Origin of the sequence: Gramella sp. MT6, from assembly GCF_019357415.1 — a bacterium.
Taxonomy (GTDB): Bacteria; Bacteroidota; Bacteroidia; order Flavobacteriales; family Flavobacteriaceae; genus Christiangramia.
In genome coordinates this window covers 1,126,037-1,152,138 of record NZ_CP048410.1, presented here as the reverse complement: position 1 = coordinate 1,152,138, position 26,102 = coordinate 1,126,037, and the positions used below count along the sequence as shown (strand labels likewise).

The window sequence follows — 26,102 nt, the reverse complement described above, 5'->3', positions numbered from 1 at the left end:
TTAAAGCTTGATAAACTTCTTAACGATCTCTTTTTGCCCATCGCTAAACCTGATAATATAGGTTCCACTGGTTAATTTAGACACGTTAATGGATTTATTCACTTCACCTGAAGCTACTTCATATCCTACAGAATTGAAGATCTTATAATCCAGTTTTCTATTGTCTGGAATAGCTACGTTCAAACGATTTCCACTTATTACTGGATTTGGGTAAAGGCTGGCATCAAAAATATTTGGCTCATTACCCAGAGCTTTTGAATTTCCAACAGCATTTCCACTAGCAGCAATTGTTGCAGCAGCCTGCCCAACATTTACCGTATAGTCTTCTATCTCTCCATAAGAAAAGGTTTCACATGCAGTTTGTGCCGAATTATACTTCATAGAAACTCTCATTCTGGTTGGACCTGCAGTTGCTGTGCTAGGAACTGTGAAAGATGCAGATAATGTTCCACTGCTGGAAGAGGAACCACTTACCGCTAGTTCTGAAGTTTCAAAAACACCATCTTTATCATAATCTATCCATATCTTCCAGTATTCAGTATAAGCGGTTCCAGAAAAACCGGTGCTTATATAAATAGTGTTGGAACCGTACGGAAGATTTGCACTTAAAGAAGTGAAATCCTGATAACCACCATTATTCCCGGTTGGATTGTTCAAATTATTTAATTGAACCAGGTCTATCCATTCGTAGTTGGAGTCGTTTCCTTTTGAAGAACAATAAGAAACTGAACTACCCAGGGTAGTTACAGAGATCGCATTGGAGCTTGCTGAAATATTTTCGGCCTCATCCTTCGCTTTTACGTAAAAGTCATAGGTGCTTGAAGAAGTAAGGCCGGTAATGTTCGAACTTGTAGAAGTTGTTGAACCTAATAGACTTCCGTCCATATAAACATCATATCCTGTAACTCCAACATTATCTGAAGATGCATTCCAATATAGGGTGGTACTGGTTTCAGTAGTCCCACTAGCCGTAAGGTTGGATGGCGCAGAAGGCGCTTCATTATCAGCAGTACCGGCACCGATCGATACCGTGTAATCCTCTACTTCTCCATAATTGAACGTTTCACAGGCTGTAGGTATTCCATTATATTTCATGGAAACTCTCATCCTGGTCTCTCCACTAGCAGCGCTGGAAGGAACTATAAACGATCCTGAAACCGGTGTGGTCTTGGAAGCGGCCTTGCTCCATACCAATTCTCCAGAATCTCCAAAATCACCATTTTGATTATAATCGATCCAAACAGCATATCCTTCGCTATAAGTGGTTCCTGTCCAGGTTGGAGTGATCGTAATCGTATTCGAATTTCCTTTGGAAAGATTTGTAGAAACAGAAGTAAAATCTGTATACCCGCTACCGGCAGAAGAGGTATTATCTATATCACCTAACTGAACTCTACTAATATATTCGTCTGCAACACTATTTCCTTTAGAAGTACAATAACTTACATCTCCATATTCGGCTCCTACTCCAACGGCATAAAAAGCGTTGGTTACGGCTATCTCCTCTGGAGAACCTGCACCGTAAAGGTCGATTGCAGACTGAATTCCGTAAGTTCTTGCATTAGCAAAAGTTGCGTTGGCAGAAAGATAAACGCTTTCCAGTCTATAGGCTATTCTTGCAGCCTTATCTATGCTAATCCCGTTTACATTGAACGAGTTTCCAATATCATTGGTACCAGATTTACCAACTGCCAGTATATAGAACCAATGGTTTAAAACACCACTATTGGTATGAACCCCGCAATAATCATTTTGATCTGTTGGCGTACAATTCACATTTTTCCAGTAGGTTCCTCCATAAGTATCGGGTTGACCTTCTGAGTTAGGGTCACTCATTGATCTTAAGGCAGCGCTTCCAGTTCGTCTTTCAATATCTTCCCCGATTAACCAGGTAGATTTTGAAGGTGCTGCGTAATATTCAACACAAGCTGCCCAAATATCAGAAAAACCTTCATTCATAGCACCCGATTCCTTTTGATAGGCCAGGTTAGCGGTTTTTTCGCAAACGGCATGACCAATCTCATGAGCAGCAACATCTAATGAAGTAAGTATATCAAAATATGTCCCACTACCATCACCGTAGGTCATCACGCTGCCATTCCAGTAAGCATTGTCATAGGCATTATCGTAATGAACGTAACTACGAATAGTCGCACCCTGGTTGTCGAAACTATTACGGTTATGAACACTGGAAAAATAATCATAGGTTCTTTCTGCTCCCCAATGAGCATCTAAAGCACCATTATCTTTTGCAGCATTATCGTGCTCTGCTGCCGTCCAGTTATTATCATTATCGGTGAAATTAACGGCATTACTGTAGTTGGTGCCGGTATTCATATCATAGGTCTGTATACCGTTTCCTCTGGTAACATCAGAAAGGATGTAAGATGAGCCGCTGATTGAAGTTTGAATACTTTTGGTACCGCTGTACCTGGTTGCAGCCGTTCCGGTAGCGAAAAAATCGTCTTCCAGCATTGACCCTTTTGATACTTTTATATTTCCAGAGCTTGCATGACTGAATTTACCAATATGCTTTATAGTCGCATCATATAATAGTACCTGCCCATTCTTTGCATCTATATAAAGATTCCCTCGGCTTACGGGAGCTGTGGCATAGATATCAAATTTGTAAGCTAGACGAACCTCTTCTTTAAAGCTCTTCTCATTTACGGCTTCAAATTCCATGGTTGGTAATAATATTAGTTCGCCTTCAGGTTTTTCATAACCTATCTTAGCCGCACTGGCTGGATCATCCCACATATAGGATTTTGCACCTATGTGCTGAACTGCCTTTCTAAAAGCTACCTGTGCCGAGATCTTTGGGGTGACCTCAACATCTTCTATATTGTAATATTCGCCGCTCATAGACTGGAGATCTTCACCTGCAGAATGAATAGTATAAGTAGCGAATTCTACCTTTATATCCTTATAGAACATCTGAAATTTGTCGTGCTTAAAACCTGAATTATCTCTTTCAGATTTTATCTTTTCAAATCTAGATAGCTCGTTCAATTTTAACTGCTCCTTGAACAGTTTTCGATCATCACTGGATTTATAACTGGAATTCTCTTTGAATACGATGAGGGTAGGTTTCCCTCTTTCGTCATTGATCCGTTTTTTTACATCCTTGTCGGAATCCTGAGCATTCGCCTGGAATGTAAATAGGGTTAATCCCGCCAATAATGCGGAATTAAGGAGTAATTTTTTTTTCACGTTAATAGGGTTTTGTTTGGTTTTTACTGCCCTAATGTAGGAGATTATAACATATTAATAAAGTTTTAACTCCTTTTAACGATTTATTCTGCATTTCATCGATGATAGAAAACCTTGTTAGCCCAGACTATAAAAGGATGTAGTAGATGATGTTAAAGTTTTGAGTATCATTCAAAACCGTCATCTAGCACATCCTTTTTGGATATAAAAAATTTTTCTTCTAGTTCAGGACCATTTCAGGGATGTCACCTTCTACTACTAGTTTTCCCTCTGTAGCTTTTTGAATTTCCTCTACGCTAACACCTGGTGCTCTTTCCAGTAGTTTAAAGCCCTCATCAGTCACCTCGATAACAGCAAGATTTGTTACGATCTTAGTTACACAACCTACTCCGGTTAGGGGTAAAGAACATTTTTTAAGCAATTTAGAATCACCGGCTTTATTGGTATGCATCATGGCAACAATGATATTTTCTGCAGAGGCTACAAGATCCATAGCGCCGCCCATACCTTTAACCATTTTACCGGGAATCTTCCAGTTAGCAATATCTCCGTTTTCAGCGACTTCCATTGCGCCTAGAATGGTAAGATCTACATGTTGACCTCGTATCATTCCAAAGCTCGTGGCAGAATCAAAAAAACTTGCTCCTGGTAAGGCCGTTATTGTTTGTTTACCTGCGTTGATAAGATCTGCGTCTTCCTCGCCATCAAAAGGAAAAGGTCCCATACCAAGGATGCCGTTCTCACTCTGAAATTCTACCTGTATATCGTCTCTTACAAAATTCGCCACCAGAGTTGGAATCCCTATTCCGAGGTTTACATAATACCCATCTTTCACCTCTTTGGCTATTCTTTGTGCTATTCCGTTTTTATCAAGTGCCATAATTATGCTTTTTGTCTTACCGTGCGTTGCTCAATTCTTTTCTCATAGTTCTTACCTTCAAAGATCCTTTGTACAAAGATTCCGGGTATATGAATTTGATTAGGATCAAGTTCACCCGGCTCCACAAGCTCTTCCACCTCTGCTACGGTGATCGTAGCCGATCCGCACATTACAGGATTGAAATTTCTTGCTGTCCCCTTGAAAATAAGATTCCCGGCCTTGTCGCCTTTCCAGGCTTTTACAAAAGCGAAGTCTGCTTTAAACGCTTTTTCCAGCACATACATTTTGCCATCGAATTCACGTGTTTCCTTTCCCTGGGCAACTTCGGTTCCGTAGCCAGCCGGAGTATAAACGGCGGGAAATCCCTGTTGTGCAGCCTGGCATCTGGCCGCTAGAGTTCCCTGCGGAATTAATTCCACCTCAAGTTCTCCACTAAGCATTTGTTTTTCGAAGATCGCATTCTCCCCAACGTAGGAAGAAACCATTTTATCGATCTGTTTTTTATGAAGCAATTGTCCCAGACCAAAGTCATCGACTCCGGCATTATTTGAGATACAGGTAAGATTTTGCACATTTAAGCGAACAAGCTCAGAAATGGCATTTTCGGGAATTCCGCATAGTCCGAAACCTCCCAGCATAAACGTCATTCCGTCCTTTACACCTTTCACGGCCTCCTGCACGTTATCAACAGTTTTTATGATCATTTTTTCAGTATTTTAACCGAAAATACAAAAATAAAAATGTGGTTACAACGCTAAATAGCGACTTCCTTGATTTATATGGAAATAATCGTAGATATTTTTGAGAAAATTCTAAAAATCAAGCTCATCTGGAACCGAATTATCAGTTTTTCGTGCTGCACCGTAATTATCACAGTTCACTTCAATACTTAAATTCTCAGGTTTTTCAAAAGCTTCTTTTGAAACGTCCAATTCTGGATCTGCATATACATCTTTCATATACATTCCCCAAATTGGAAGCGCCATTGCCGCACCCTGACCATAAGTGATCGAAGGGAAATGTACCGCCCTGTCTTCTGCTCCTACCCATACACCGGTAGCAAGGTTTGGCACCATTCCAATAAACCATCCATCACTCTGGTTCTGGGTGGTTCCGGTTTTACCCGCAATTGGATTAGTGAAATCGTAAGGATAACCAGTCATGGCGCGCTTATAATCTATTCTGTTAGTTCCCCAGGATCCCCTTAACCTGGTACCAGAACCAGATTGGGTAACTCCTTCCAGTAAGTTAACGGTTACATACGCAGCTTCTTTACTCAAAACATCTCTGGTCTCAGGAACGTGCTGATATAATACGGTTCCGTTCTTATCTTCAATCCTATTCACCACAACAGGTTTTACGTAAACCCCCTGGTTAGCAAATGTGCTGAAGGCAGAAACCATCTCGAATAGACTAAGATCTGCAACCCCTAAAGCGATAGATGGTACCTTAGGAATATTGGAAACATCTACCCCTAACTTTTCAGCAAGATCTATTACCGGTCCCGGGCCCGTTTTATCTATAAGCCTTGCCGTTACCGTGTTAACTGACTGCGCAAGGGCGTCTTTCAAAGTAAGCATTCCTTCGTAATCACCATTACCCGCGTTCTTAGGAGACCAATCATTCTGGTTTCCGTGCTTACCGGCCTCGATAGTAAATCGAGCTTTTGGCAAGGTATCACAAGGAGAGAATTTTAACTGATCTATCGCGGTAGCATAAACGAAAGGCTTAAATGTAGAACCAACCTGTCTTTTTCCCTGCTTTACGTGATCGTATTTAAAATGCTTGAAATTTGTTCCTCCTACCCAGGCTTTCACTTCCCCGGTCTGTGGTGCCATAGACATCATTCCTGCCTGAAGGAATGATTTATAATACAGGATAGAATCCCTTGGAGTCATTACTGTATCTATAGTTCCTTTCCAGCTGAAAACACGCATCTCTGCATCTTCAGTAAAGGATTTTCGTATTTCTTCTTCAGATTTGTCCTGAGCCTTCATTTTTCTCCAGCGCTCAGATCTTTTCATAGCGCTTTCCACGATGCCATCCACTTCACTTTTATCTATATCCCTGAATGGAGCCGTTGGGTTACTTTCATTTTGACGGTCAAATTCCTGTTGAATATGCGCAATATGTTTTGTTACTGCGTTCTCTGCGTATTCCTGCATTTTTGAGTCGATACTGGTATAAATCTTTAGACCATCTCTGTAAAGACTATATTCACTGCCATCTGGCTTTGGATTTTCTTCGATCCAGTTTTTCATGAATCCTTGAAGATATACCCTGAAATAAGTTGCCATTCCTTCATCATGACCTTCAGGAGTGAACTCAATTTTCATTGGTAACTTCTGAAGAGAATCCATTTCGGTCTCAGAAATAAATCCGTTCCTGTTCATTTGTTCAAAGACCTGGTTTCTTCTGGATTTTACCAGTTCCGGTCTTCTCATTGGATTATATAAAGCTGAGTTCTTCAACATACCAACAAGCACTGCAGATTCTTCAATCTTTAGCTCTCTAGGCTCTTTATCAAAGTAGATCTTTGAAGCAGATCGTATTCCGACTGCCTGGTAAACAAAATCATACTTATTGAAATACATGGTAATAATTTCCTCCTTGGTATATTGTCTTTCAAGCCTTGTGGAGATAACCCATTCTTTCACCTTCTGGAAAACCCTTTGCAGATCATTCTGAGCAACATCTGCGGTGAATAATTGTTTAGCCAGCTGCTGAGTAATAGTACTCGCACCACCCCGTGTACCAAGGAATACCGCCGCACGAACCGTACCTTTGGCATCGATACCTGCATGCTGGTAATATCTTTCATCTTCGGTTGCCACAAGTGCCTGCACTAAATGCTCGGGAAGATCTTCATATTTAATTGGAGTCCTGTTTTCGCTATAATATTTTCCCAGGGTTTTACCATCTGAAGAAAATATTTCGGTGGCAAGATTGGTTTCAGGATTTTCAAGCTCTTCAAAGGTTGGCATTTTTCCAAATGCTCCCCAACCTGCCAGAAGAAAAATAAGAATGGCTGAAAGTATTCCAATTCCGAAAAGCGTCCAGAAGCCAATTATATATTTTCGATTGCTATGAGCAGGTTTTTTAGTTTTTTTAGTTGTGCGGGCCATTATTTATATCACAAAAATTAATTATCGCTGTTTTCGATCCTGAATCCGACATGGGTGATGCCTTCCAGTTCCTGGATTCCATCTACTTCACCATTCTTGCGCATTGCCTGTTGAATGGTCACTTTATACTGTCCGGGTTCATCAAATCTAACATCCTCTTTATACCAGAGCTTACTTTCTTTTACATCACCAAATCCCGTGCCGAGCCATTCACCACTGGGTTTCGTCATTTCGTATTCCAGGGTATCACTGATAACTTTTCCCTGAGGAAATTTGATTTCGGTGATTAAAAAAAGGTTACTGTATTCGTATTCATTGTTATTCCTGATGTTTATGAAAAGGTCATAAACCTTGCTGGAATCTATATTGTTAAGTTCAAAAGTAACTACCGAATCCTTATTCCAGCCACTTAGAGATTTATACTCGTCATACACCCTATTCCGGTCACATGAGGAAAAAGCAACGATCATAAAAGCTAAAAAAGACACAATAAAAGCACTACGCATTCTTAGATCTTGAGGAATTACCTTTACGTTTTTTTCTCTTTTTATTATTGCGCTTTTTGCGCTGTTGTTTAGGCTTATCAAATCGCGTTAAACTGTCTTCTCCAACGGCATTATTAAAGCTCTTGGTTTCGGTTTCTTCCATTTGCAGGTCCAGAGCATATTCTTCCAGGCTGCCTACAGGCTCATCTTTTTTATTCTTGGCAATTATCTTATTCGCCTGTTCTGGCGTTAAAGTATGCCAGTTCATCCATTCCCCTTCATATGCATACCATAAAAGCCCTTTGAATATGTCGATCTTCTGACATACCGCAGTTCCTTTTTTGGTCTTTAATTTAACGTCGGTTTTTGGAAAAGATTTTAATGCTTCCAGATAAGTATCCAGTTCGTAGTTCAAACAGCATTTAAGTTTACCACACTGTCCCGCTAATTTCTGCGGATTCAGGGATAATTGCTGATATCTCGCCGCTGAAGTACTTACAGATCTGAAATCTGTTAACCAGGTAGAACAACAAAGTTCACGACCACAGGAACCAATTCCTCCTAATCGCGCTGCTTCCTGACGCAGACCGATCTGCTTCATTTCTATACGGGTATTGAACTCACGGGCAAACTCCTTGATCAACTGACGGAAATCTACACGATCTTCAGCGGTATAATAAAAAGTACATTTTGAACCGTCTCCCTGGAACTCGATATCACTGATTTTCATGCTCAAATTAAGCCTGATAGCGATCTGCCTGGAACGTTGTTTTATCTTTTCTTCCCGGTCCCGGGCTTCCTGCCATACATCGATATCCTTTTGGGATGCCTTTCTATATATTTTAAGGATCTCGCCAGAATCTGGATCTTCCTTCTTCTTTTTCATCTGAACCCTAACCAGTTCCCCGGTAAGAGTTACAATTCCAACATCATGACCTGGACTTGCCTCTGTAGCCACCACGTCGCCGATACTCAGACTTAATTTTTCGGTATTTTTAAAGAAATGTTTGCGGCCGTTCTTAAAGCGAACTTCAACAAAATCGAACGGTTCTACACCCCCGGGAAGGGACATATTAGAAAGCCAATCGAAAACGGTAAGTTTATTACATCCGTCGGTTCCACAGGTTCCATTGTTCTTACATCCTTTCGGCTGACCGTCTTTGCCGGTCGAGCAACTTGTGCAAGCCATATATTATATATATTGAGGAAGTTACTTTAAGGCGTTTCGATTTATTCATCATTCTGTCCTACCATTCAGGTAATTATCGCAGAATCTCCTTCATCTTCAACAGGCTAAATTTTAGCCAAACACGCTATATAAAGCACCTCCTTGAGGTTCATAAAAATTTTCAACAGTAAATATACCAATATTAATTGGCACCACCATTTTAGAAAACAACCCTATTGCTTAAATCGCAAAACTTCAGATCTTCCTTTTTTAAAGATCTTATTACTGGCTCCCTTACCTTTTCGCAAAGCTTTTTGCTCTTCGTATGGCAGCGAAGCTATCTCCTTACAATCGTCTGAACAGCAATTGTTCATTTTTTCAGCGCATTCTTCACACTGAATAAATAGTAAATGACAGGCTTCATTAGCGCAATTTACATGAGTATCACAAGGTTTTCCGCATTGATGACACTGTGCAATTACATCTTCTGAAATTCGCTCGGCACGTCTGTGATCAAAAACGAAGTTCTTACCAATGAATTTATTTTCAAGCTTCTGCTGCTCAACCTGACGGGTGTATTCAATAATACCACCTTCAAGCTGATAAACATTCTTGAATCCGCGATGTTTATAATATGCACTGGCTTTTTCACAACGAATACCACCGGTACAATACATCACCAGGTTTTTATCTTCCTTGTAATCTTTAAGGTCTTCTTCTATGATAGGCAATGAATCCCTGAAAGTATCCACATCTGGAGTGATAGCTCCCTGAAAATGACCAATTTCACTTTCGTAATGGTTTCTCATATCCACCAGAACCGTATTAGGATCGCTAATAAGTTCATTGAACTTAGCAGCATCAACATGTACTCCTTTATTGGTGACATCAAAAGTATCGTCATTCAATCCATCGGCCACGATCTTGGTTCTAACCTTTACTTTTAATTTAAGGAAAGATTTGATGTCGTGTTCAATAGCAATATTCAAACGAACATTTTCCAGGAAATAGATATCATCTATAAAGGCCTTGAATTCTCCAAAGCGTTTCGCAGGAACTGAAAGCTGGGCATTAATACCTTCATGGGCCACGTAAATTCTACCAAGAACATCCATCTGGTCCCAGGCAATGAATAAATGATTTCTGAACAGTTCGGGATTTCCGATCTTTGCGTAAGCATAGAAAGAGAGCGTAAGCCTGTCTTCTCCGGCTTCTTCTAAAAGGGCTTCTCTTTCTTTAGCGCTCAATTTATTGTACAGTTGCATGCTATACTAATATTTTAAGTGTTAAAGAAAATTTTTGCAAAGATACATTTTTCCCTTAATAAGCCATAGCCGAATGTTCGCATTACAACTTGTCCAAATTTTTGGAATAATTCCATAAATCATGAATAATAAATATTGTATTGCAGCAAAACTTATCTTATTTTAGCAGACCTTATTTCAAATTCATAAAACACATAAATGAGCAACGATAAAGAAAAAGACGCGAAATTAAAGGCACTAAAGCTTACCCTTGATAAAATGGATAAAACCTACGGGAAAGGGACCGTGATGAAGATGAGCGACCAGGTCGTAGTAGATGTAGATGCGATCTCTACAGGTTCTTTAGGTCTTGATCTTGCCTTAGGCGTTGGAGGATATCCAAGAGGAAGAGTGATCGAAATTTACGGACCTGAATCTTCAGGTAAAACCACACTTACTCTACACGCCATTGCTGAAGCCCAGAAAAAAGGTGGAATTGCAGCCTTTATTGATGCGGAACACGCTTTTGACAGATTTTATGCTGAAAAACTGGATGTAGATATTGATAACCTTATCATTTCTCAACCAGATAACGGGGAACAGGCCCTTGAAATTACCGATAACCTGATTCGTTCTGGTGCGATAGATATTATTGTGATCGACTCGGTTGCCGCCCTTACTCCAAAAAGTGAGATCGAAGGTGAAATGGGAGATTCTAAGATGGGGCTTCACGCGAGATTAATGTCTCAGGCCCTTAGAAAACTTACTTCATCTATCAGCAAAACCAACTGTACGGTTATCTTCATTAACCAGTTAAGAGAGAAGATCGGGGTAATGTTCGGGAATCCTGAAACAACTACCGGTGGTAATGCCCTTAAATTCTATGCTTCGGTTAGACTGGACATTAGAAGGTCTACCCAAATAAAAGACAGCGCCAATAACGTGATGGGTAACAAGACCCGCGTGAAAGTTGTTAAGAACAAAGTAGCTCCACCATTTAAAACTGCAGAATTCGACATCATGTATGGCGAGGGAGTTTCCAAGATAGGTGAGATCATAGATATTGGCGTGGATTATGAAATCATAAAGAAAAGCGGATCGTGGTTCAGCTATGAAGATACTAAATTAGGTCAGGGACGTGATGCAGTAAAAACACTGCTAAAAGACAATCCAGACCTTATGGAGGAACTTGAAGAGAAGATCAAAAATGCGATCAAGATCGCTAAAGAATAAATTAAAGTCCCCGAAAGGGGATTTTTTTTGCTTTACACGCAACCTTTTTACTTTCATTTCATCTATAACATAGAAATAATGAATAGTAAATATGAAAAAGTTAATGTTATTTATCCTCCTGGGGATATTTGTTTCAAGTTGTTCAACCGATGATGACGTTCCGAACATTGAGTATGGATTAGCATCCATCACAAATTCAGAATTTCCTGGATACTTTGAAGCTGGTAAGAGTTATGATATTAAATTAACTTACAAGCTGCCTTCCTCCTGCCACACTTTTCTTGGCTTTGACGGAGGAAGAGAAGATGACAGTACGCAGGAATTCTTTATTTATGCGCTCACTTCCCGCAATCTCGATCTCACAGATTGTAACACAGACGATGCTAGTCTTACAAAACAAGGTACCATTCGAAATTTTATGATTAGTGAAAATGTTTCTGATGATGAAGTTTTTATTTTTAAACTTTGGACGGGGAACGATAGTGAAGACAATCCAATCTATGAAACTATAGAAGTTCCTGTTGGAGAACCGGATATTGAGCCGGCAAGCTAAAGTTTGATATAATCAAAATAAAATATTGGTTAAGATTAAGAATCTCATCCTAAACTGCAAAAAACAGGATAGAAAGGCACAGGAACAGCTTTATCGCATCTATGCGGGAAAGCTGTTCGGTGTTTGCCTTAAATATTCCGATAACTATCAGCAGGCTGAAGATAATCTTCAGGATGGGTTCATCACCATTTTTGAAAAAATATCACAGTACAAGGATCAGGGATCTTTTGAAGGATGGATGAAAAGGATCCTAATCAATACAGCGCTTCAGAAACATCGCCAGCAAAAGGTATACGAAATTAGAAATGAAGAGCATCTGGAACAGGAAGAGGTCGAGATCGAAACTGAAGATCTTTCGGTAGATTTTCTTCTGGAGTGTGTACAAAGTTTGCCAGACAGGTACAGACAGGTATTTAACCTTTATGTTATGGATGGCTTTTCGCATAAAGAAATTGCAGAGTTCCTAAATATTTCAGAAGGAACCTCTAAGTCTAACCTTGCCAGGGCAAGGAAGTCTTTAAAAGATAAGATTGAAAAAAATCAGAATATTCAAAATTCGGCTCAATCGATATGAAGGAAAAAAAGAACATAGACCGGATTTATCAAGAGAAATTCAAGGATTTCGAGAGAGAACCCAGCGATAAGGTATGGGAAAATATCTCTGACAGACTTGATAAGAAGGATAAGAAAAGGCCTTTTATCATCCCACTTTGGATGAAAATAGGCAGTGTAGCTGCGGTATTAGCTCTTATCGTGACCAGCCTTATTTTTGTGGACAACGAAAATCAGGTAAGCAGAGAACCTGAAGTCGTTTTTGAGAATCCTGATGAAACAACCGAAGGCGAGACTGACATTAACACTGAAGTTTCTGAATCCAACAACAATTCAAACGATTCTTCCGAAGAAATAACTTTCGATAATAACACCAACAAAGAAGAAGGTAAAGAAAATGGAAGTTCTAATAACCGGTCATCCTCTACAGGATCTTCAGCAATTTCTTCAGTTGCAGATACTAATATAGCACAGGAAAAAGAAAAAACGAATTCCTCCATTTCTAAAAAAGAAAATAAGAATAATAGCTCTCAGGAAAAAAGTAAAGCAATAGCAAATTCAGAAGCTGATCCTTCTAAACCGATTTATGAAAAGGAAAAGAGTGCAATTCAACCGGAAGCAGATGTAAATAAAGCTTCCGGTAACATTGCGCAGGTAGAGGAAACGCAGATCGACACCACAAAATCTATCCTGGAAGAAAATGCACTCGCAGAGGTAGAGAAGGAAAAACAAGCCAGGGAGGAAGAGGAAAAAGCATTAGCAGAAAATTCTAAAAAAATGCGACTCTCTACTTTTGCCGCTCCCATTTTTTACAATAATGTTGGTAGTGGGAATGAATTATCCAATCAATTTTCAGAGAACGCGTCCTCTTCAGAGGTTACATTGTCTTACGGCGTGAAAGTTGCCTATCAGGTATCCAAAAAACTGAGCATCAGGACAGGAATAAGCAAGGTAAACATCAGCAATAATATTCAGAACATTAGCTATTCTCCTGCGGCCAGATCGATAGGTTTTGAAAATATTAGTCCGGTGGAAGATAACCTGGAAATTATGGGGAATCAACCTGCTGGAAATGGCCTGCCAATTTTTAGCGGAGATTTCAGCAATTCGGTTTCAGCAATGTCTGCTACGCCGGGTGAAATAAACCAGCAATTTGGATATATCGAAGTGCCTTTAGAACTGGAGTTTGCTCTGATCGATAGAAAGTTTGGCCTTAATATAATTGGAGGTGCCAGCAGTTTATTTTTAGATAACAATAAGGTTGATCTAATCTCTGCAAATAACAAAACTAACCTGGGAGAAGCCACAAATATCAATAACACCAGTTTCAGTACTAACATTGGTCTGGGTATGGATTATGATCTCAGTGATAAGTTCAGTATCAGTGTTGAGCCCATTTTCAAATATCAGCTAAATGCGTTCAATAGTGTGAACGATGTTCAGCCAACTAACTTCGGAATTTATTCAGGACTTAACTTCAAGTTCTAGTTTAAACTGGGATTTTTAAGTTCTTCCAGAATGATCTTATGAGTCCTTTCTTTGAGATCTTTCCTGCAGGTGAGGTTAAGCTTCTTGGTATCTATGAAATTATGGATCTTTACTCTTAATTTGCCAGGTTCACCGGTAACGGTATTATAGGAAAACCGCTTTTTATTATCGTGGAAGGTAATGGGTACAATAGGGATTTGATGTTCTATAGCCAGCCTGAAAGCACCATCTTTAAATTGGTCCAGAATGATTGATTGATCATCTGGTACACCACCTTCAGGAAAGATACATACACTGTTCTTTTGTTTCAGTCTTCGTTGAGCCTGTTCAAATGCTTCCATTCCACTTCTCTGGTTACTTCTGTCAACCAGTATACAGGTACGCCGGTAAAAGAAGCCGAAAACCGGTATTCTGCCCAATTCCATTTTCCCGATAAAAACAAATGGCTGTTTTATCACGCTTAGCATTAACATAATATCCAGCATAGAAGCATGATTTGCTACCAGCATATAGCTTTTATTCTTTTCCGGTATCTCGTCGGCTTCAACTTTTATACTGAAACCCATCCCAAAAATGATCACTTTCGCCCATATACGTGCACATATGAAGAACTGCGGATAAAACTTTTCAGAAGAAGTGAAAATTATTAAAAAAGGTAGCATGATAACAATCGGGACGATCATCAGAATATAGAACCAGATTCGCCATAACAGGATTGCCGCCGATTTAATAAAACTCATAGTCTCCAAAAGTAGTAAAATGAACCGAGTGAATTCTATAAAAAAATTACCTTTGCAACAAAATTCAAGAAGTCAATGTCCAGAATACTTACAGGAGTACAAAGTACAGGAACCCCTCATTTAGGGAATCTTTTAGGAGCGATCATGCCGGCGATAGAAATGGCCAACCAGCCAGATAATGATTCTTTTATTTTTATCGCAGACCTGCATTCTCTTACTCAGATCAAAGATGCCAAAACTCTTAGGCAGAACACCTATTCTGTAGCTGCAACCTGGCTTGCCTGTGGACTGGACATTGAAAGAAGTGTTTTTTACCGCCAGAGTGATATCCCTCAGGTTACTGAACTATCCTGGTATTTAAGCTGCTTTTTTCCATATCAGCGACTAACTCTTGCCCATTCTTTTAAAGATAAAGCAGACAGGTTGGAAGATGTAAACAGCGGACTTTTTAGTTATCCTATGCTGATGGCAGCAGATATACTTTTATATGATGCTGAAATTGTACCTGTAGGGAAAGATCAGTTACAGCATTTGGAAATGACGCGAGACGTTGCCTCCAGATTTCATGCTAAAATGGGAGAAGTATTTGTTATACCTGAAGCAAACGTTCAAAAAGACACTATGTATGTTCCGGGAACCGATGGTGAAAAGATGAGCAAATCTAAAGGCAATACCATCAATATTTTCCAGACAGATAAAAAACTCAGGAAACAGATCATGGGTATAGAGACTGATAGTACTCCGCTGGAGGAACCTAAGGATCCCGACACCTGTAATGTTTTTGCCCTTTACAAACTTATGGCTACCGAAGATCAAACGGCTGAAATGCGCAGGAATTATGAAGGAGGAAATTACGGTTACGGTCATGCCAAGCAGGCGCTTTTTGAACTTGTGAAGGATAAATTCGAACAGCCTCGTGAGAAGTATGAATACTATATCAATAATCTAGAAGAGGTTGATAAGGCCTTGGAAAAAGGAGCCGAGAAAGCCAGACTGGTGGCTAATAAAGTTCTTAAAAAAGTGAGAACCAAATCAGGGTATTAGATAACCTCGAACATTTTTCCGGGAAGGGGTCTTATCGCCCCTTTCAATTCCATATTCAATAATAGGGAAGCAGCTTTAAAAGTAGGAACCTTGCAATTAAGGGCGAGAAGGTCCAGTTCGGTTTTACCACTGGATTTCAGGAATTCGTAAAGTACCTGTTCCTCTTCCTCCAGGTCTATGAATAATTGTTTCTGAACCGGTTCTTGTCTACTTTCTATTTCCCAATTGAGAATATAGGCCAGGTCTGCAGCAGAGGTCAGAACGTGTGCTTTTTGAGCCTTGATCAGGTTATTACAACCTAAACTGTATTTATCTGAAGGTCTGCCCGGAACTGCAAATACTTCCCGGTCATATGAATTTGCGATATCTGCAGTTACTAACGCCCCACCCTTTTCAGCACTTTCTATGACAATGGTAGCTTCACTGATTCCTGCGATGATACGGTTTCGCTTCAAAAAATTGTTCCTGTCAAACTTATCTGTGCTCCAGAAATCAGTAAAGAAGCCTCCGTTCTCTTCGATTTCTTTCATATACTTTTTATGGGATTTCGGGTAGATCTGATTTAAACCATGAGCCAGACATCCTATGGTTTGCAGGCCATTTTTCACCGCAGCTTTCTGGGCGATGATATCAACGCCATAGGCAAATCCTGAAACTATCACGGGATCCAGAATCGCCAAATTTTCAATTAATTCTTCACAAAAAGAGGTCCCGTGAGAAGTGACTCTACGCGTTCCAACAACACTAATTACCCGTTTACGGGAAAGATCTATATTCCCTCTGGAGAATAAAATTATTGGGCCATCCAGGCAATGCTTTAATTTTTCAGGGTAATCACTGTCTTGAAAATAATGAACCTTGATTTTATTAGATTCGATAAAATTCAATTCTTCTTCGGCGGCCTTTAAATGAATAGAGTTATTTAATTCCTGTATCCTTATCTGTCCAACGCCCCCAATTTTTAGAAGATTTGATCTTTTTTCTTGGAAGATGTTTTTCGCATTCCCGAACTTACTCAATAATTTTTTGGCCGTTGTATCTCCCAGATTTGGAATATGTTGCAGAGCTAAAGCAAATAATAAGTCATCAGAATTCATCCAGGCCAATTTGAATAAATTTACAGAAAAAAACATTTGTTAATAAAAATTCTTTGGGTAACTTTAACCCACTACCAATAACCTATATTTTTGCGACCAATGAATATTTCCAGCCACATCCAGGATTTGCTTTACAGATACGAATGCGTAGTCTTGCCCGGTTTCGGTGCGTTTCTTTCGCAAAAGCAGTCAGCATATATAGACGAGAATTCCAACGAATTTTATCCACCTAATAAAGTGATCTCTTTCAACAGGCAGTTGATCAAGAATGATGGTTTATTAGCGAACTATATCGCCGAGGTGGAATCTGTGAAATATAATTCTGCAAACAACATGATCCAGGAATTCGTTTACGACCTGGAAAATTCCCTGCAGAACGACGCAAAGGCAGAATTGGCAAATATTGGAAAGTTCTACCTGGATGCTGAAGACAAACTACAGTTTGAGCCTTTCAGCGACATCAATTTCCTTACACAATCTTTCGGGCTTGCTTCTTATAAAGCATTACCTGTACAAAGAGAAGTGTACAAGAAACAGGTTGAAGAACTGGAAGAAAAAACTCCGCTATTATTCACTCCGGAAAGAAGAAGATCTTCTATACTTAAATATGCCGCAATTGGCCTTATCGCCCTTGGGGTTTCAAGTTTCGCCGGACTCAATATTTACAGCAGCCAGGTTTCCAAGCACAATATCGCGGAACAACAGGAAGCTGAAAGTCAGTTGCAGGAACAGATTCAGCAGGCAACTTTTGTTATTGACAATCCTTTACCGGCAGTTACTTTTGAAGTAGAAAAACAATCCGGGAATTACCATATCGTGGCTGGAGCCTTTAGAGTAGAAGAAAATGCCCATACGAAAGTTGATGAACTAAGAGATGCCGGTTTTAAAGCCAGGTATATTGGCGCTAACAAATATGGTCTACATCAAGTAGTATATTCAAGTCACCAGTCAAGAAGAGAAGCCATTAATAAGTTATACGAAGTAAAAAGAACTAACGAGGCCGCCTGGTTACTCGTTCAGGACCTTTAATTTAATACTTTGTTAACGGCTAAACCTCCTAAATCCTCCTTACTTTTGCAAAAAAATTATATATGGAGGCTAAAGGACCTAGTGAATCACGTACTACATTAACAGACCTTGTATTACCAAGCGAAACTAATCCCTTAAATAATCTTTTTGGAGGTGAATTACTTGCACGTATGGATCGTGCTGCGAGTATCGCCGCAAGAAGACATAGCCGAAGAATTGTAGTTACCGCTTCTGTAAACCACGTTGCCTTTAATAAAGCGATTCCGTTAGGAAGCGTAGTAACCGTAGAGGCTGCCGTTTCCAGAGCTTTTAAGAGCTCCATGGAGATCTTTATTGACGTTTGGGTGGAAGACAGAGAAAGTGGCCGCAGAACCAAAGCAAATGAAGCTATCTACACTTTTGTGGCAGTAGACGAAACCGGTGCTCCAATCCAGGTACCCGCATTAGAACCAGAAACCAAGATCGAAAAAGAGCGTTTTGAAGCTGCCTTAAGAAGGAAACAGCTTAGCCTTGTGCTTGCCGGAAAAATGAAGCCGAACGAAGCCACAGAACTAAAAGCTCTATTTGAACAATAATTATCCTCCGGGATTCTGAAAATTTATTCTGATACCTGCTCCAACCGTGAATAGAAAGTTACGGTTGAAGTAATTATCCTTTTCAGAAGAAGTTTCAATAGTATTAAAATCATAATCCAGCCCAGCCTTTAGGAAGAATCCGAAAGTGCGGTCTAATCTCTTGGCAACCTCAGCAGAGAGCCAGACTTTACCGCCGTCTTCACTGAATGTGTCTTCTTTGGCCTTATAGACATTACTGGTAAGCCCGATTCCCGCTTTATAATGCAGGTTCCAGTCCTTTTCCAGCGGAAAATAATATCCCAGATCTGCACCAAAAAGATGAAAGGTGCTGCGGGTTAGATTCCCGGTTTTCGAAATATCCTCCGGGTATCCCCGGTGAACGGCAAATCTGGCACCTAGTGTAAATTCAGGTCTAAAGAACCAGTTGAAATCTATGGCATAACCAGGATCAAATTTATAATCTGAATAAGTTGAATTTCCAAGGCTTACCGGATAGTACAATTCAAAATTAAAAAATACAGTTTCCGGATCTTCAGAATATTGATTAGGAAGCATCTCCTGTTCCTGGGCCTTAATAAAACCCGTAAATAACAGAGCAATAAAAAATAGCCTAGTATTCAAAATCATAGGAAGTATTTTCTGTATTTATGGGAATAGCAACCTGTTGCAGCGGATCATCGCCAAGGCTATAAGAGAAAATAAGCTCTGTAGCCCCCATAATAGGGAAATTAAGAGTTAAAGCTTCACTTTCCGGCAAATGGCGCCTGATTGAAATAAAGTTGTCGTTATCTGGCTGCTCTGTAAAATTTCCATTTTCATAAATGAATCTTCTAACCGGTTTTTGATAATCCAGAACATAGCGCAAAGTATCCTGAGACTGGGAAGTTCTTTCAATATTTAAATTAAACTCTACCTTTTTTGCCAATTGAAGGTCCCCGAGGTCATACATTTGGGCATGCTCTCCCCTGGGATCGAAAAAATAAAGTGAGGAATATTCCGCATTATGATCAATTCCTTCAGGATTTACGGCAAAAAGCAGATCATGAGAATAAGTGTCCAGGGAAATAAAATCGAAACTGCCATTTTCCGCGGAAACAGTTCTGCCAAGAATTTTGTCTGTATTAGGGCCAAGTGTATTTTCAAAAGTTCCGGCCGAAAAAATATGGATCCCGGAAACGGAAGAGTTCTGAGGGGAACTTAAAGTCCCTTTAACCTGGATACGACTGTTTTCTTCAATAAGCACCTCTTCACAACTTACAAGTGAAAAAAGAAACGCAAGAAGAATCAGTTTTTTCATATTTATTGAATCACATTTATTAGATGCTAAAATACAATAAAGGTTGCGTTGCCATCTTACATCCTATAGATCCAGGCAGCAGGATCCATTTTCTGGTCATTCTTATAAAGAAGAAAGTGTAGAGTTGTCTTCCCGGTAGCCCTGCTAGTCGCAACTTCTCCAATTTCCTGTTCAGTAACAACCTTATCCCCTCTCTTTACATATACTTTTTGCAGGTTGTTATAGATCGTAATATAATCACCATGTCTTACCATTACAGCCTGATTAGCTCCTTTCACCGCCTGAACTTCACTAACGGTTCCGTTAAAAACTGCGCGTGCTTTTCCACCTTTGTCGGTATCTATTCTAACCCCATTGTTATTTACCATTACAGATTTAACCACTGGATGTGGTTGCTGTCCAAATCTCATGGTCACCACTCCAGATTCTACCGGCCAGGGTAATTTCCCCTTGTTATTATTAAAGTCGGCAGCCAGTGCTTTCGCCGCCGGAGTAAGATTATAAGTACTTCTTGAGGTTGAACCGCTTTCTTTATTGGCCTTGGCAATAGACTCACGTATCATTTTATCTATCGCGCGGTCTATCTCATCGATTTCATTCTGCTTTTTCTTGATCTGTGAAGCAAACTGCCCCTCCTTCTGCCTGATCGTGGCCATAAGTGTTTGTTGCGACTTACGGTTCTTTTCTAATTCTGCCCTGGTTTTCCTGTTTTCAGCGATAAGTTTTTCCTTCTCCTCCTTTTGTCTTACCAGCCTCGCATTAAGTTCCTGTAATTCCTGTGTATTGGCCTTAATTTCCTCTCCCTGCTCCTTTCTGTAGTTTGTATACTGTTTCATATACTGAAGCCGCTTATAAGCCTGTAAAAAGCTCTTGGAAGACAACAGGAACATCACCCTGCTCTGCTGGGATTTGCTTTTATAGGATTTCTCGATCATCCTCGCGTAATCTTCCTTAAGCTTCTCCAGCTCCTTTCTTAACTGACCAATTTTATTGGTATTGGTATTGATCTCCCGGGTTAAAAGGTTTGCCTGCTGATTGGTAAGCTTAATAAGATCTTCTGTACTTTTTATTTGCTGATTAAGATCTTCAACCTGAACCAATACCGATCGCTGTTTCTTCTGATTAGAGATCCTAAGCTCATTGATCCTGGTGATCTCATTGCGCAGCTCGATACGCCTTTTTTCAAGCTCTTCCCGATCGGTCTGAGCATTAGTAACGTTCAGGCCAAAAATTAGTAATAGTAAACAGAGTAGGGTTTTTGGGGACTTTAATCCAATCATTTTAAACTGATTTCTTCATAACCTGAGGGAATATCGAATGGGAAACTTACCTGCTCATTAAATGTAAGAGACCTGTAGGTAAGATCTATATTCGTACTCGAACCGCCTTCGTTTGCAATGATCCTTATATTTTCTGGAAATACAAGACCATTTATACTCTGATATTCATCATAAGTGACCGTTAATCCGCGATTGTCTTTATCCTGGATCAACTGCTGCGCTTCTGCCTTAAAACTTGAAGGATTAAGCAGGAACATCTTTTTCATGAGCATGGCATCATCTTTCACGAACTGGAAACCTCTTGGAGATTGTACAAAATCATATTCCTCGGTACGCAGATCATAAATCGCCTGGCCTATCAATAAGTTCTGAAGTTTTTGAAAATCCAGGGGAGTTCCCAGAAATTCGCTTACCAGACTAAAATCACCTTCGAAATAAGTTTGTGATACTTTTTCATAATAGCTCACACTGGTTGGAGTAATATAGGCCTTTGCTACAGGGAACCCCAATATACTTGCGCTCATCCAGATCGCTTTATCCTTTTCCATCCTGAAACTAAGGTTCACAGACTGCGTCTTTTCTTCATCCTGATAAACAGCACGTAATTTTCCCGAAACCGTATTAAACTTTGTTTCGCTAGAATAATGTTTCTTAATAACCGAAACAGCTTCAGCATTCTTCGTTGCTATCTTTCCGGTCGATTTTCTGCTACCACAGGATACAACAAAGGTGGTTAGCAAAATCAGGGCAAATATTTTCTTTAACATCAGTTAATTTCTTTTTTTAAATTTTCCGCCATATGGCGATACTCTTCAGCTTTAGTAGCATTATTCATACCATTGTAGCTTAGGGCGAGCTGAGAATAAAAATCATACTCCATCCTTTTGTCATCTATTAGATAATCCAGCCCTTCCATCAGAGATTCTTCAGCTGCTTCAAAATCGTTAAGATTATTCAGCGCAACAGCCTTAAACAAATAAAGCATGGGTTGTGATGGAAAACTTTCCAGAGCCAGATCGCTAAGATCTCTGGCAGATTCAAATTTCTGGTACTCCAGTTGTAGCAATAAAGTGTTCCTGATAAGTTCAAAATTCCCGGGATCTTCGTTCAAACCTAATTCAAAGAATTTAAGTGCATCCTCCCGGTTATTCTTTTTGAGATAATATTTACCAAGCTGTTCAAAAAGTCTTGGAGCATTTTCCCATTCCGTCAGTTTTCCGGCAACTTCGATAAGCTCATCTTCATAATCTGGATTATCCTGAACAAAACTCAAAAAATCATTGAGGACTTTAAATTTTGATTCAGCATCTATTTCCTCGCTTTCAAAAACAATTTTCATAGAAGCCACTGCAGCGTCTGTATCGTTCTTGTCGAGGTAAAACTTATACAGCGCAAGGTGAGCCAGGGAAGAGCCGGGATTCGTCTCTAAAAGCTTCCGGGCGACGCGAAAAGCTTCCTCATCTTCCCCCTGCTCGCTATAAATGTATATTAGATTAAGGTAATTTTGTTCTACCTCGGGATTTGCAGAAATGCTTTCCTGAAGATTATTTATCTGTGCTCCTGTATTATTGGTGCGTGCAAAAACCTGTCTCCTCAGCGAATTCCTGTAAGTAGTGGCTCCCTGTTCCTCGTCGAGCTCATCCAATAATTTAAGGGCCTCATCGTAGTTTTCATTCAGGAAATACAAATTCGCAAGATCTTCTTTATAAGCCTCATCCAATGGGATTAGTTGCTTTACCGTAGCTATAGCTCCTTCATAATCCTTGGTCATTCCATAGGTCTGGAATAAATACACCAGTATAGCTTCTTCCTTAGGCGCCAGTTCCTGGGCTTTTTTAAGATTTACTATGGAATTTTCGAACTGTTCAAGTTCGCGGTAATTTCTTCCTAATTCAAAATAAACCACCGCCTTTTCGGCTTCCAGTTCAAGACATTTTTCTAAAGCGGTAATGGCTTTTTCATAATTCTCGATGCCCTTCTGTTTTAAAGCTTCAAAGAAATACTCCTGAAATTCATCGCTTACATTCCCAAGATCATCCTGATTAACATCCAGAAAAAGGCGTGGTAATTCCTGGCTTTTAGCCGGAATCACCAAAAACACCGCGATCAGGATGATAATCAGGTTTTTCATATAAAATGTTTATTCCAGAACAGAGAAATCTCCTATGCTTATTTGAGTGAAGTCCCCATCAAATTTAACATGATTCCCGATCATAGCATTATCCAAATTTGCATTTTTTATTTCTGCAAAAGTTTGAATAAGGCTATTTTTTATAGTTGAATTTACAACTTTAGTTCCGTCGCCAATAGAAACGTTTGGTCCTATTTTGGCATTTATTAATTCTACGTTTTCACCGATATAACAAGGCTCTGTAATTTCAGAATCCTTGATCTTTACTGAATCTGAAATTAGCTTTTCTCCATCACTATGAAGGAAATTCAGCATTCTTCCATTCGTTTCTACGGTCACATTCTTATTTCCGCAATCCATCCATTCGTCAACCTTGCCCGGAACAAATCTTAATCCGCTTTTACGCATCGCTTCGATCCCGTCATTGATCTGATATTCACCACCGCGAGTAAGTTTCGCATCAAGCACGTTCTGAAGTTCGTTCTTTAATACTTCCACATCTTTGAAATAATAGATTCCAATAACCGCAAGATCTGAAACGAATTCCTCTGGCTTCTCAACAAGATCTGTGATCTCATTGTTCTCATTTAGCTTTACCACTCCATAAGCGGATGGATTTTCTACTTTCTTTACCCACATCACGGCATCTGCAGATTTATCCAGGTTAAAATCTGCTTTAAAAAGCGTATCTGCATAAGCCACCACCGCTGGCCCTGTTAGGGATTCCTTGGCACACATGATCGCGTGACCAGTCCCAAGAGGTTTATCCTGGTAATAGATAGTTCCTTTAGCTCCAAGGCTATTGGCGATCTTCATAAGATCCTGTTCTACCTGCTCCCCAAAATCCTCACCTATGATAAAGGCAACTTCATCAATTTTCTCGTCCAGAACCTTTGCAATATCTTCTACCAGACGATGAACAATAGGTTTTCCAGCTATAGGAATTAACGGTTTTGGTACGGTTAAAGTATGTGGACGAAGTCGTGAACCACGACCTGCCATTGGTACAATAATTTTCATTCTAAGTATTTAAATTAATTTTTATTCGTGTCCTGTACTTCCGAATCCTCCAACTCCACGGGAAGTTTCACCAAGGATATCTACCTCTTTCCAGGAAATATGTTCGTGTTTTGCAATGACCATTTGGGCTATGCGTTCTCCGTTGTTCACCACAAAATTTTCATTGGACAAATTTACAAGTATCACGCCTATTTCACCGCGATAATCGGCATCAATTGTGCCAGGAGAATTAAGAACGGTAATGCCTTTTTTTGCGGCTAGCCCACTTCTGGGTCTAACCTGGGCTTCAAATCCCAAAGGAAGCTCCATGAAAAGTCCTGTTTTCACAATAGCTCTTTCTAATGGCTTTAAGGTAATTGGTTCATCTATATTGGCCCGAAGGTCCATTCCCGCTGAAAAATCTGTTTCGTAATGCGGCAATTTATGAGCCGACTTGTTTATAATTTTTACATCCATAAATTAAGATTGTATGATTTTTAGAATTTGATCCTTTTCAGAAAAATAGACTATCCCGATAAATAGTAATAATAACGGTATTCCAACGAAATAATTTCCCGGGAATACATAAAATGAGATCGCGCCAATTAAGACTGAAAGTGATATATAACCAGTGATTTTTTTAATGTCGTAAGGCACTGGATAGTATTTCTTTCCTAGGAAATAGGAAACCAGCATCATGCTACCATAAGCGAAAAGTGTAGCCCAGGCAGCGGCGATAAACCCCAGTACCGGGATCAGAGCCAGGTTTAGTACAATAGTGATAATAGCACCGAGGATAGAAATATACATTCCTGTTCTGGTCCTGTCGGTAAGTTTGTACCAGACAGACAGGTTATGATAGATCCCCAGAAAAAGATTGGCCAGCAAAATGATGGGAACTATACTTATGGCCATCCAGTATTCAGGATCACGAATTACCAGTGCTTTGAAAAAATCGATAAAACAAACCAGCACTAGAAAAATTATGCTCCCAGAAATCACGAAATATTTTAATATATCGGCATAAGTTTCCTTTGCGTTGTCTTTATCTGCATGATTGAAGAAAAAAGGTTCTGCTCCCATTTTAAAAGCCTGGACAAAAATGGTCATGAAAACCGCCAATTTATAACAACCTGAATAGGCACCCATGATCTCATCTGAGATCATATCCTTGATTAGCAATTTATCCAGATTTTCGTTGATCACAAAGGCGATCCCGGCAACCATAATAGGCCAGCCGTATTTCCACATCTGTTTGAAAACAGCGGTATCAAAACTGATCTTAGTCCTGAAAAAATAAGGTAAAAGCAAAAGAAAGGTCACCGCACTGGCAGCAAGGTTGGCAATGAAAATATAGCCTACAATATCTGTAGGACCGTAATTATCTAAAACCCACTGCGGAGCGAATTGGGGATAATCCCTAACGAACCACAAGAAATAAAAGTTCAGGATGACCACCACCAGAATATTCAGGACTTTGATACTCGCAAACTTCAAAGATCTGCCTGTGGCCCTTAAATAAGCAAATGGAACTACCACTAGCGTGTCCAGGACAAGCACACTAAAAAGCAACCTGAAATAAAAAGGATCCAGGTCCATTAAGGCTATAAGTTCTTCCTGAAAAATAAACACCCCGGTGGCAAATAAAACCGTAGTAATCGTGAGTGCTATAAAGGCCGTAGAAAAAACACTGGAACTTTCTTTTGCCCGGCTAAAAAACCTGAAAAAAGAGGTTTCCATCCCATAGGTAAGCAAAACATTAAAAAATGCCGCCCAGACATAAAAAACAGTATTAACCGAGTATTCCTCTGCAGGTAAAACATCAGTATGCAACGGTACCAGGACAAAATTCATTAGTCTCGGGAATACCGTTGCAAAACCGTAAATAAGAGTGTCTTGGAAAAATCTTTTTAAAGTACTCAACAGGAGCGGGTTGGTTTACTACAAATATCTGAATAAATCAGGATTA

The 26,102-nt window shown here is 39.7% G+C and carries 24 protein-coding genes; 7 read left to right on the top strand and 17 right to left on the bottom strand.

Going from position 1 to position 26,102, the window contains the following annotated elements; all coding sequences use genetic code 11:
• The 7 genes from G3I01_RS05260 to G3I01_RS05230 form a co-directional block, all read right to left on the bottom strand.
• Positions 1–3,213 carry a M4 family metallopeptidase gene (locus G3I01_RS05260; protein WP_219551759.1) on the bottom strand — a complete coding sequence of 1,071 codons (3,213 nt, stop codon included), beginning with the start codon at positions 3,211–3,213 and terminating at the stop codon, positions 1–3.
• 220 nt (positions 3,214–3,433) lie between these two features.
• Positions 3,434–4,093: a CoA transferase subunit B gene (locus G3I01_RS05255; RefSeq protein ID WP_219551757.1), complete on the bottom strand. Its 660-nt coding sequence runs from the start codon at positions 4,091–4,093 to the stop codon at positions 3,434–3,436.
• Positions 4,094–4,095: 2 nt separating this feature from the next.
• Positions 4,096–4,797, bottom strand: coding sequence for a CoA transferase subunit A (locus tag G3I01_RS05250; RefSeq protein ID WP_219551755.1), 702 nt, complete (start codon positions 4,795–4,797; stop codon positions 4,096–4,098).
• A 108-nt stretch (positions 4,798–4,905) separates the two neighbouring features.
• Complete coding sequence (locus G3I01_RS05245; protein ID WP_219551752.1) at positions 4,906–7,218, bottom strand: transglycosylase domain-containing protein; 2,313 nt, start codon at positions 7,216–7,218, stop codon at positions 4,906–4,908.
• 17 nt (positions 7,219–7,235) lie between these two features.
• Positions 7,236–7,724: a gliding motility lipoprotein GldH gene (locus tag G3I01_RS05240; protein ID WP_219551750.1), complete on the bottom strand. Its 489-nt coding sequence runs from the start codon at positions 7,722–7,724 to the stop codon at positions 7,236–7,238.
• Positions 7,717–8,892 carry a regulatory iron-sulfur-containing complex subunit RicT gene (ricT, locus tag G3I01_RS05235; protein WP_219551748.1) on the bottom strand — a complete coding sequence of 392 codons (1,176 nt, stop codon included), beginning with the start codon at positions 8,890–8,892 and terminating at the stop codon, positions 7,717–7,719. Before ricT ends, G3I01_RS05240 begins: the two co-directional genes overlap by 8 nt.
• A 212-nt stretch (positions 8,893–9,104) precedes the next feature.
• On the bottom strand, positions 9,105–10,136 hold the full coding sequence (locus G3I01_RS05230) for a rhodanese-related sulfurtransferase (RefSeq protein ID WP_219551746.1): 1,032 nt from the start codon (positions 10,134–10,136) through the stop codon (positions 9,105–9,107).
• Positions 10,137–10,334: 198 nt separating this feature from the next.
• Between G3I01_RS05230 and recA the strand changes: the two genes are divergently transcribed.
• From recA to G3I01_RS05210, 4 genes are all read left to right on the top strand, one after another.
• Complete coding sequence (gene recA, locus G3I01_RS05225) at positions 10,335–11,348, top strand: recombinase RecA (RefSeq protein ID WP_143410105.1); 1,014 nt, start codon at positions 10,335–10,337, stop codon at positions 11,346–11,348.
• Between the two features lie 91 nt (positions 11,349–11,439).
• Positions 11,440–11,901 carry a hypothetical protein gene (locus tag G3I01_RS05220; protein ID WP_219551744.1) on the top strand — a complete coding sequence of 154 codons (462 nt, stop codon included), beginning with the start codon at positions 11,440–11,442 and terminating at the stop codon, positions 11,899–11,901.
• Positions 11,902–11,926: 25 nt separating this feature from the next.
• Positions 11,927–12,475: an RNA polymerase sigma factor gene (locus tag G3I01_RS05215; RefSeq protein ID WP_219551742.1), complete on the top strand. Its 549-nt coding sequence runs from the start codon at positions 11,927–11,929 to the stop codon at positions 12,473–12,475.
• A complete protein-coding gene (locus G3I01_RS05210) occupies positions 12,472–13,941 on the top strand; it encodes a porin family protein (RefSeq protein WP_219551740.1) in 1,470 nt (489 codons plus the stop codon). Before G3I01_RS05215 ends, G3I01_RS05210 begins: the two co-directional genes overlap by 4 nt.
• Here the strand turns inward: G3I01_RS05210 and G3I01_RS05205 are convergent.
• Complete coding sequence (locus G3I01_RS05205) at positions 13,938–14,681, bottom strand: lysophospholipid acyltransferase family protein (protein WP_219551738.1); 744 nt, start codon at positions 14,679–14,681, stop codon at positions 13,938–13,940. The two genes, G3I01_RS05210 and G3I01_RS05205, sit on opposite strands and share 4 nt — an antisense overlap.
• Before the next feature lie 75 nt (positions 14,682–14,756).
• Here G3I01_RS05205 and trpS point away from each other — a divergent pair, with 75 nt between their 5' ends.
• Entirely contained in the window at positions 14,757–15,725 is a 969-nt protein-coding gene (gene trpS, locus G3I01_RS05200; RefSeq protein WP_219551736.1) for a tryptophan--tRNA ligase, read from the top strand.
• Here the strand turns inward: trpS and dprA are convergent.
• Entirely contained in the window at positions 15,722–16,822 is a 1,101-nt protein-coding gene (dprA, locus tag G3I01_RS05195; protein WP_219551734.1) for a DNA-processing protein DprA, read from the bottom strand. The two genes, trpS and dprA, sit on opposite strands and share 4 nt — an antisense overlap.
• Before the next feature lie 99 nt (positions 16,823–16,921).
• Here dprA and G3I01_RS05190 point away from each other — a divergent pair, with 99 nt between their 5' ends.
• On the top strand, positions 16,922–17,851 hold the full coding sequence (locus G3I01_RS05190) for an SPOR domain-containing protein (RefSeq protein WP_219551732.1): 930 nt from the start codon (positions 16,922–16,924) through the stop codon (positions 17,849–17,851).
• A gap of 62 nt (positions 17,852–17,913) precedes the next feature.
• Positions 17,914–18,426: an acyl-CoA thioesterase gene (locus G3I01_RS05185; RefSeq protein WP_219551730.1), complete on the top strand. Its 513-nt coding sequence runs from the start codon at positions 17,914–17,916 to the stop codon at positions 18,424–18,426.
• Here G3I01_RS05185 and G3I01_RS05180 read toward each other — a convergent pair whose 3' ends face one another.
• The 8 genes from G3I01_RS05180 to G3I01_RS05145 are packed head-to-tail and all read right to left on the bottom strand — an operon-like array spanning position 18,427 to position 26,056.
• The gene (locus G3I01_RS05180) at positions 18,427–19,053 is read right to left on the bottom strand and encodes a porin family protein (RefSeq protein ID WP_219551728.1); all 627 of its coding nucleotides are present in this window, start codon (positions 19,051–19,053) and stop codon (positions 18,427–18,429) included.
• Entirely contained in the window at positions 19,037–19,723 is a 687-nt protein-coding gene (locus G3I01_RS05175; protein WP_219551726.1) for a hypothetical protein, read from the bottom strand. The genes G3I01_RS05180 and G3I01_RS05175 overlap by 17 nt, the downstream gene beginning before the upstream one ends.
• 56 nt (positions 19,724–19,779) lie before the next feature.
• Positions 19,780–21,003 carry a peptidoglycan DD-metalloendopeptidase family protein gene (locus tag G3I01_RS05170; RefSeq protein WP_219551724.1) on the bottom strand — a complete coding sequence of 408 codons (1,224 nt, stop codon included), beginning with the start codon at positions 21,001–21,003 and terminating at the stop codon, positions 19,780–19,782.
• A complete protein-coding gene (locus tag G3I01_RS05165; protein ID WP_219551722.1) occupies positions 21,000–21,770 on the bottom strand; it encodes a DUF4292 domain-containing protein in 771 nt (256 codons plus the stop codon). The genes G3I01_RS05170 and G3I01_RS05165 overlap by 4 nt, the downstream gene beginning before the upstream one ends.
• A complete protein-coding gene (locus tag G3I01_RS05160) occupies positions 21,770–23,134 on the bottom strand; it encodes a hypothetical protein (protein WP_219551720.1) in 1,365 nt (454 codons plus the stop codon). The genes G3I01_RS05165 and G3I01_RS05160 overlap by 1 nt, the downstream gene beginning before the upstream one ends.
• A gap of 9 nt (positions 23,135–23,143) precedes the next feature.
• On the bottom strand, positions 23,144–24,154 hold the full coding sequence (locus G3I01_RS05155) for a sugar phosphate nucleotidyltransferase (RefSeq protein ID WP_219551718.1): 1,011 nt from the start codon (positions 24,152–24,154) through the stop codon (positions 23,144–23,146).
• 21 nt (positions 24,155–24,175) lie between these two features.
• On the bottom strand, positions 24,176–24,610 hold the full coding sequence (dut, locus tag G3I01_RS05150; protein ID WP_219551716.1) for a dUTP diphosphatase: 435 nt from the start codon (positions 24,608–24,610) through the stop codon (positions 24,176–24,178).
• 3 nt (positions 24,611–24,613) lie between these two features.
• A complete protein-coding gene (locus G3I01_RS05145) occupies positions 24,614–26,056 on the bottom strand; it encodes an oligosaccharide flippase family protein (RefSeq protein WP_219551714.1) in 1,443 nt (480 codons plus the stop codon).
• Positions 26,057–26,102 lie beyond the last annotated feature (46 nt).

What these genes read in the sequence shown, in the direction of transcription:
- G3I01_RS05210 (WP_219551740.1), top strand. Translation starts at nt 12,472, where the DNA reads ATGAAGGAAAAAAAGAACATAGACCGGATTTATCAAGAGAAATTCAAG.
- G3I01_RS05230 (WP_219551746.1), bottom strand. Translation starts at nt 10,136, where the DNA reads ATGCAACTGTACAATAAATTGAGCGCTAAAGAAAGAGAAGCCCTTTTA.
- dprA (WP_219551734.1), bottom strand. Translation starts at nt 16,822, where the DNA reads ATGAATTCTGATGACTTATTATTTGCTTTAGCTCTGCAACATATTCCA.
- G3I01_RS05205 (WP_219551738.1), bottom strand. Translation starts at nt 14,681, where the DNA reads ATGAGTTTTATTAAATCGGCGGCAATCCTGTTATGGCGAATCTGGTTC.
- G3I01_RS05185 (WP_219551730.1), top strand. Translation starts at nt 17,914, where the DNA reads ATGGAGGCTAAAGGACCTAGTGAATCACGTACTACATTAACAGACCTT.
- G3I01_RS05245 (WP_219551752.1), bottom strand. Translation starts at nt 7,218, where the DNA reads ATGGCCCGCACAACTAAAAAAACTAAAAAACCTGCTCATAGCAATCGA.
- recA (WP_143410105.1), top strand. Translation starts at nt 10,335, where the DNA reads ATGAGCAACGATAAAGAAAAAGACGCGAAATTAAAGGCACTAAAGCTT.
- G3I01_RS05175 (WP_219551726.1), bottom strand. Translation starts at nt 19,723, where the DNA reads ATGAAAAAACTGATTCTTCTTGCGTTTCTTTTTTCACTTGTAAGTTGT.
- G3I01_RS05160 (WP_219551720.1), bottom strand. Translation starts at nt 23,134, where the DNA reads ATGAAAAACCTGATTATCATCCTGATCGCGGTGTTTTTGGTGATTCCG.
- G3I01_RS05165 (WP_219551722.1), bottom strand. Translation starts at nt 21,770, where the DNA reads ATGTTAAAGAAAATATTTGCCCTGATTTTGCTAACCACCTTTGTTGTA.
- G3I01_RS05190 (WP_219551732.1), top strand. Translation starts at nt 16,922, where the DNA reads ATGAATATTTCCAGCCACATCCAGGATTTGCTTTACAGATACGAATGC.
- G3I01_RS05240 (WP_219551750.1), bottom strand. Translation starts at nt 7,724, where the DNA reads ATGCGTAGTGCTTTTATTGTGTCTTTTTTAGCTTTTATGATCGTTGCT.
- G3I01_RS05180 (WP_219551728.1), bottom strand. Translation starts at nt 19,053, where the DNA reads ATGATTTTGAATACTAGGCTATTTTTTATTGCTCTGTTATTTACGGGT.
- trpS (WP_219551736.1), top strand. Translation starts at nt 14,757, where the DNA reads ATGTCCAGAATACTTACAGGAGTACAAAGTACAGGAACCCCTCATTTA.
- G3I01_RS05220 (WP_219551744.1), top strand. Translation starts at nt 11,440, where the DNA reads ATGAAAAAGTTAATGTTATTTATCCTCCTGGGGATATTTGTTTCAAGT.
- ricT (WP_219551748.1), bottom strand. Translation starts at nt 8,892, where the DNA reads ATGGCTTGCACAAGTTGCTCGACCGGCAAAGACGGTCAGCCGAAAGGA.
- dut (WP_219551716.1), bottom strand. Translation starts at nt 24,610, where the DNA reads ATGGATGTAAAAATTATAAACAAGTCGGCTCATAAATTGCCGCATTAC.
- G3I01_RS05255 (WP_219551757.1), bottom strand. Translation starts at nt 4,093, where the DNA reads ATGGCACTTGATAAAAACGGAATAGCACAAAGAATAGCCAAAGAGGTG.
- G3I01_RS05170 (WP_219551724.1), bottom strand. Translation starts at nt 21,003, where the DNA reads ATGATTGGATTAAAGTCCCCAAAAACCCTACTCTGTTTACTATTACTA.
- G3I01_RS05250 (WP_219551755.1), bottom strand. Translation starts at nt 4,797, where the DNA reads ATGATCATAAAAACTGTTGATAACGTGCAGGAGGCCGTGAAAGGTGTA.
- G3I01_RS05155 (WP_219551718.1), bottom strand. Translation starts at nt 24,154, where the DNA reads ATGAAAATTATTGTACCAATGGCAGGTCGTGGTTCACGACTTCGTCCA.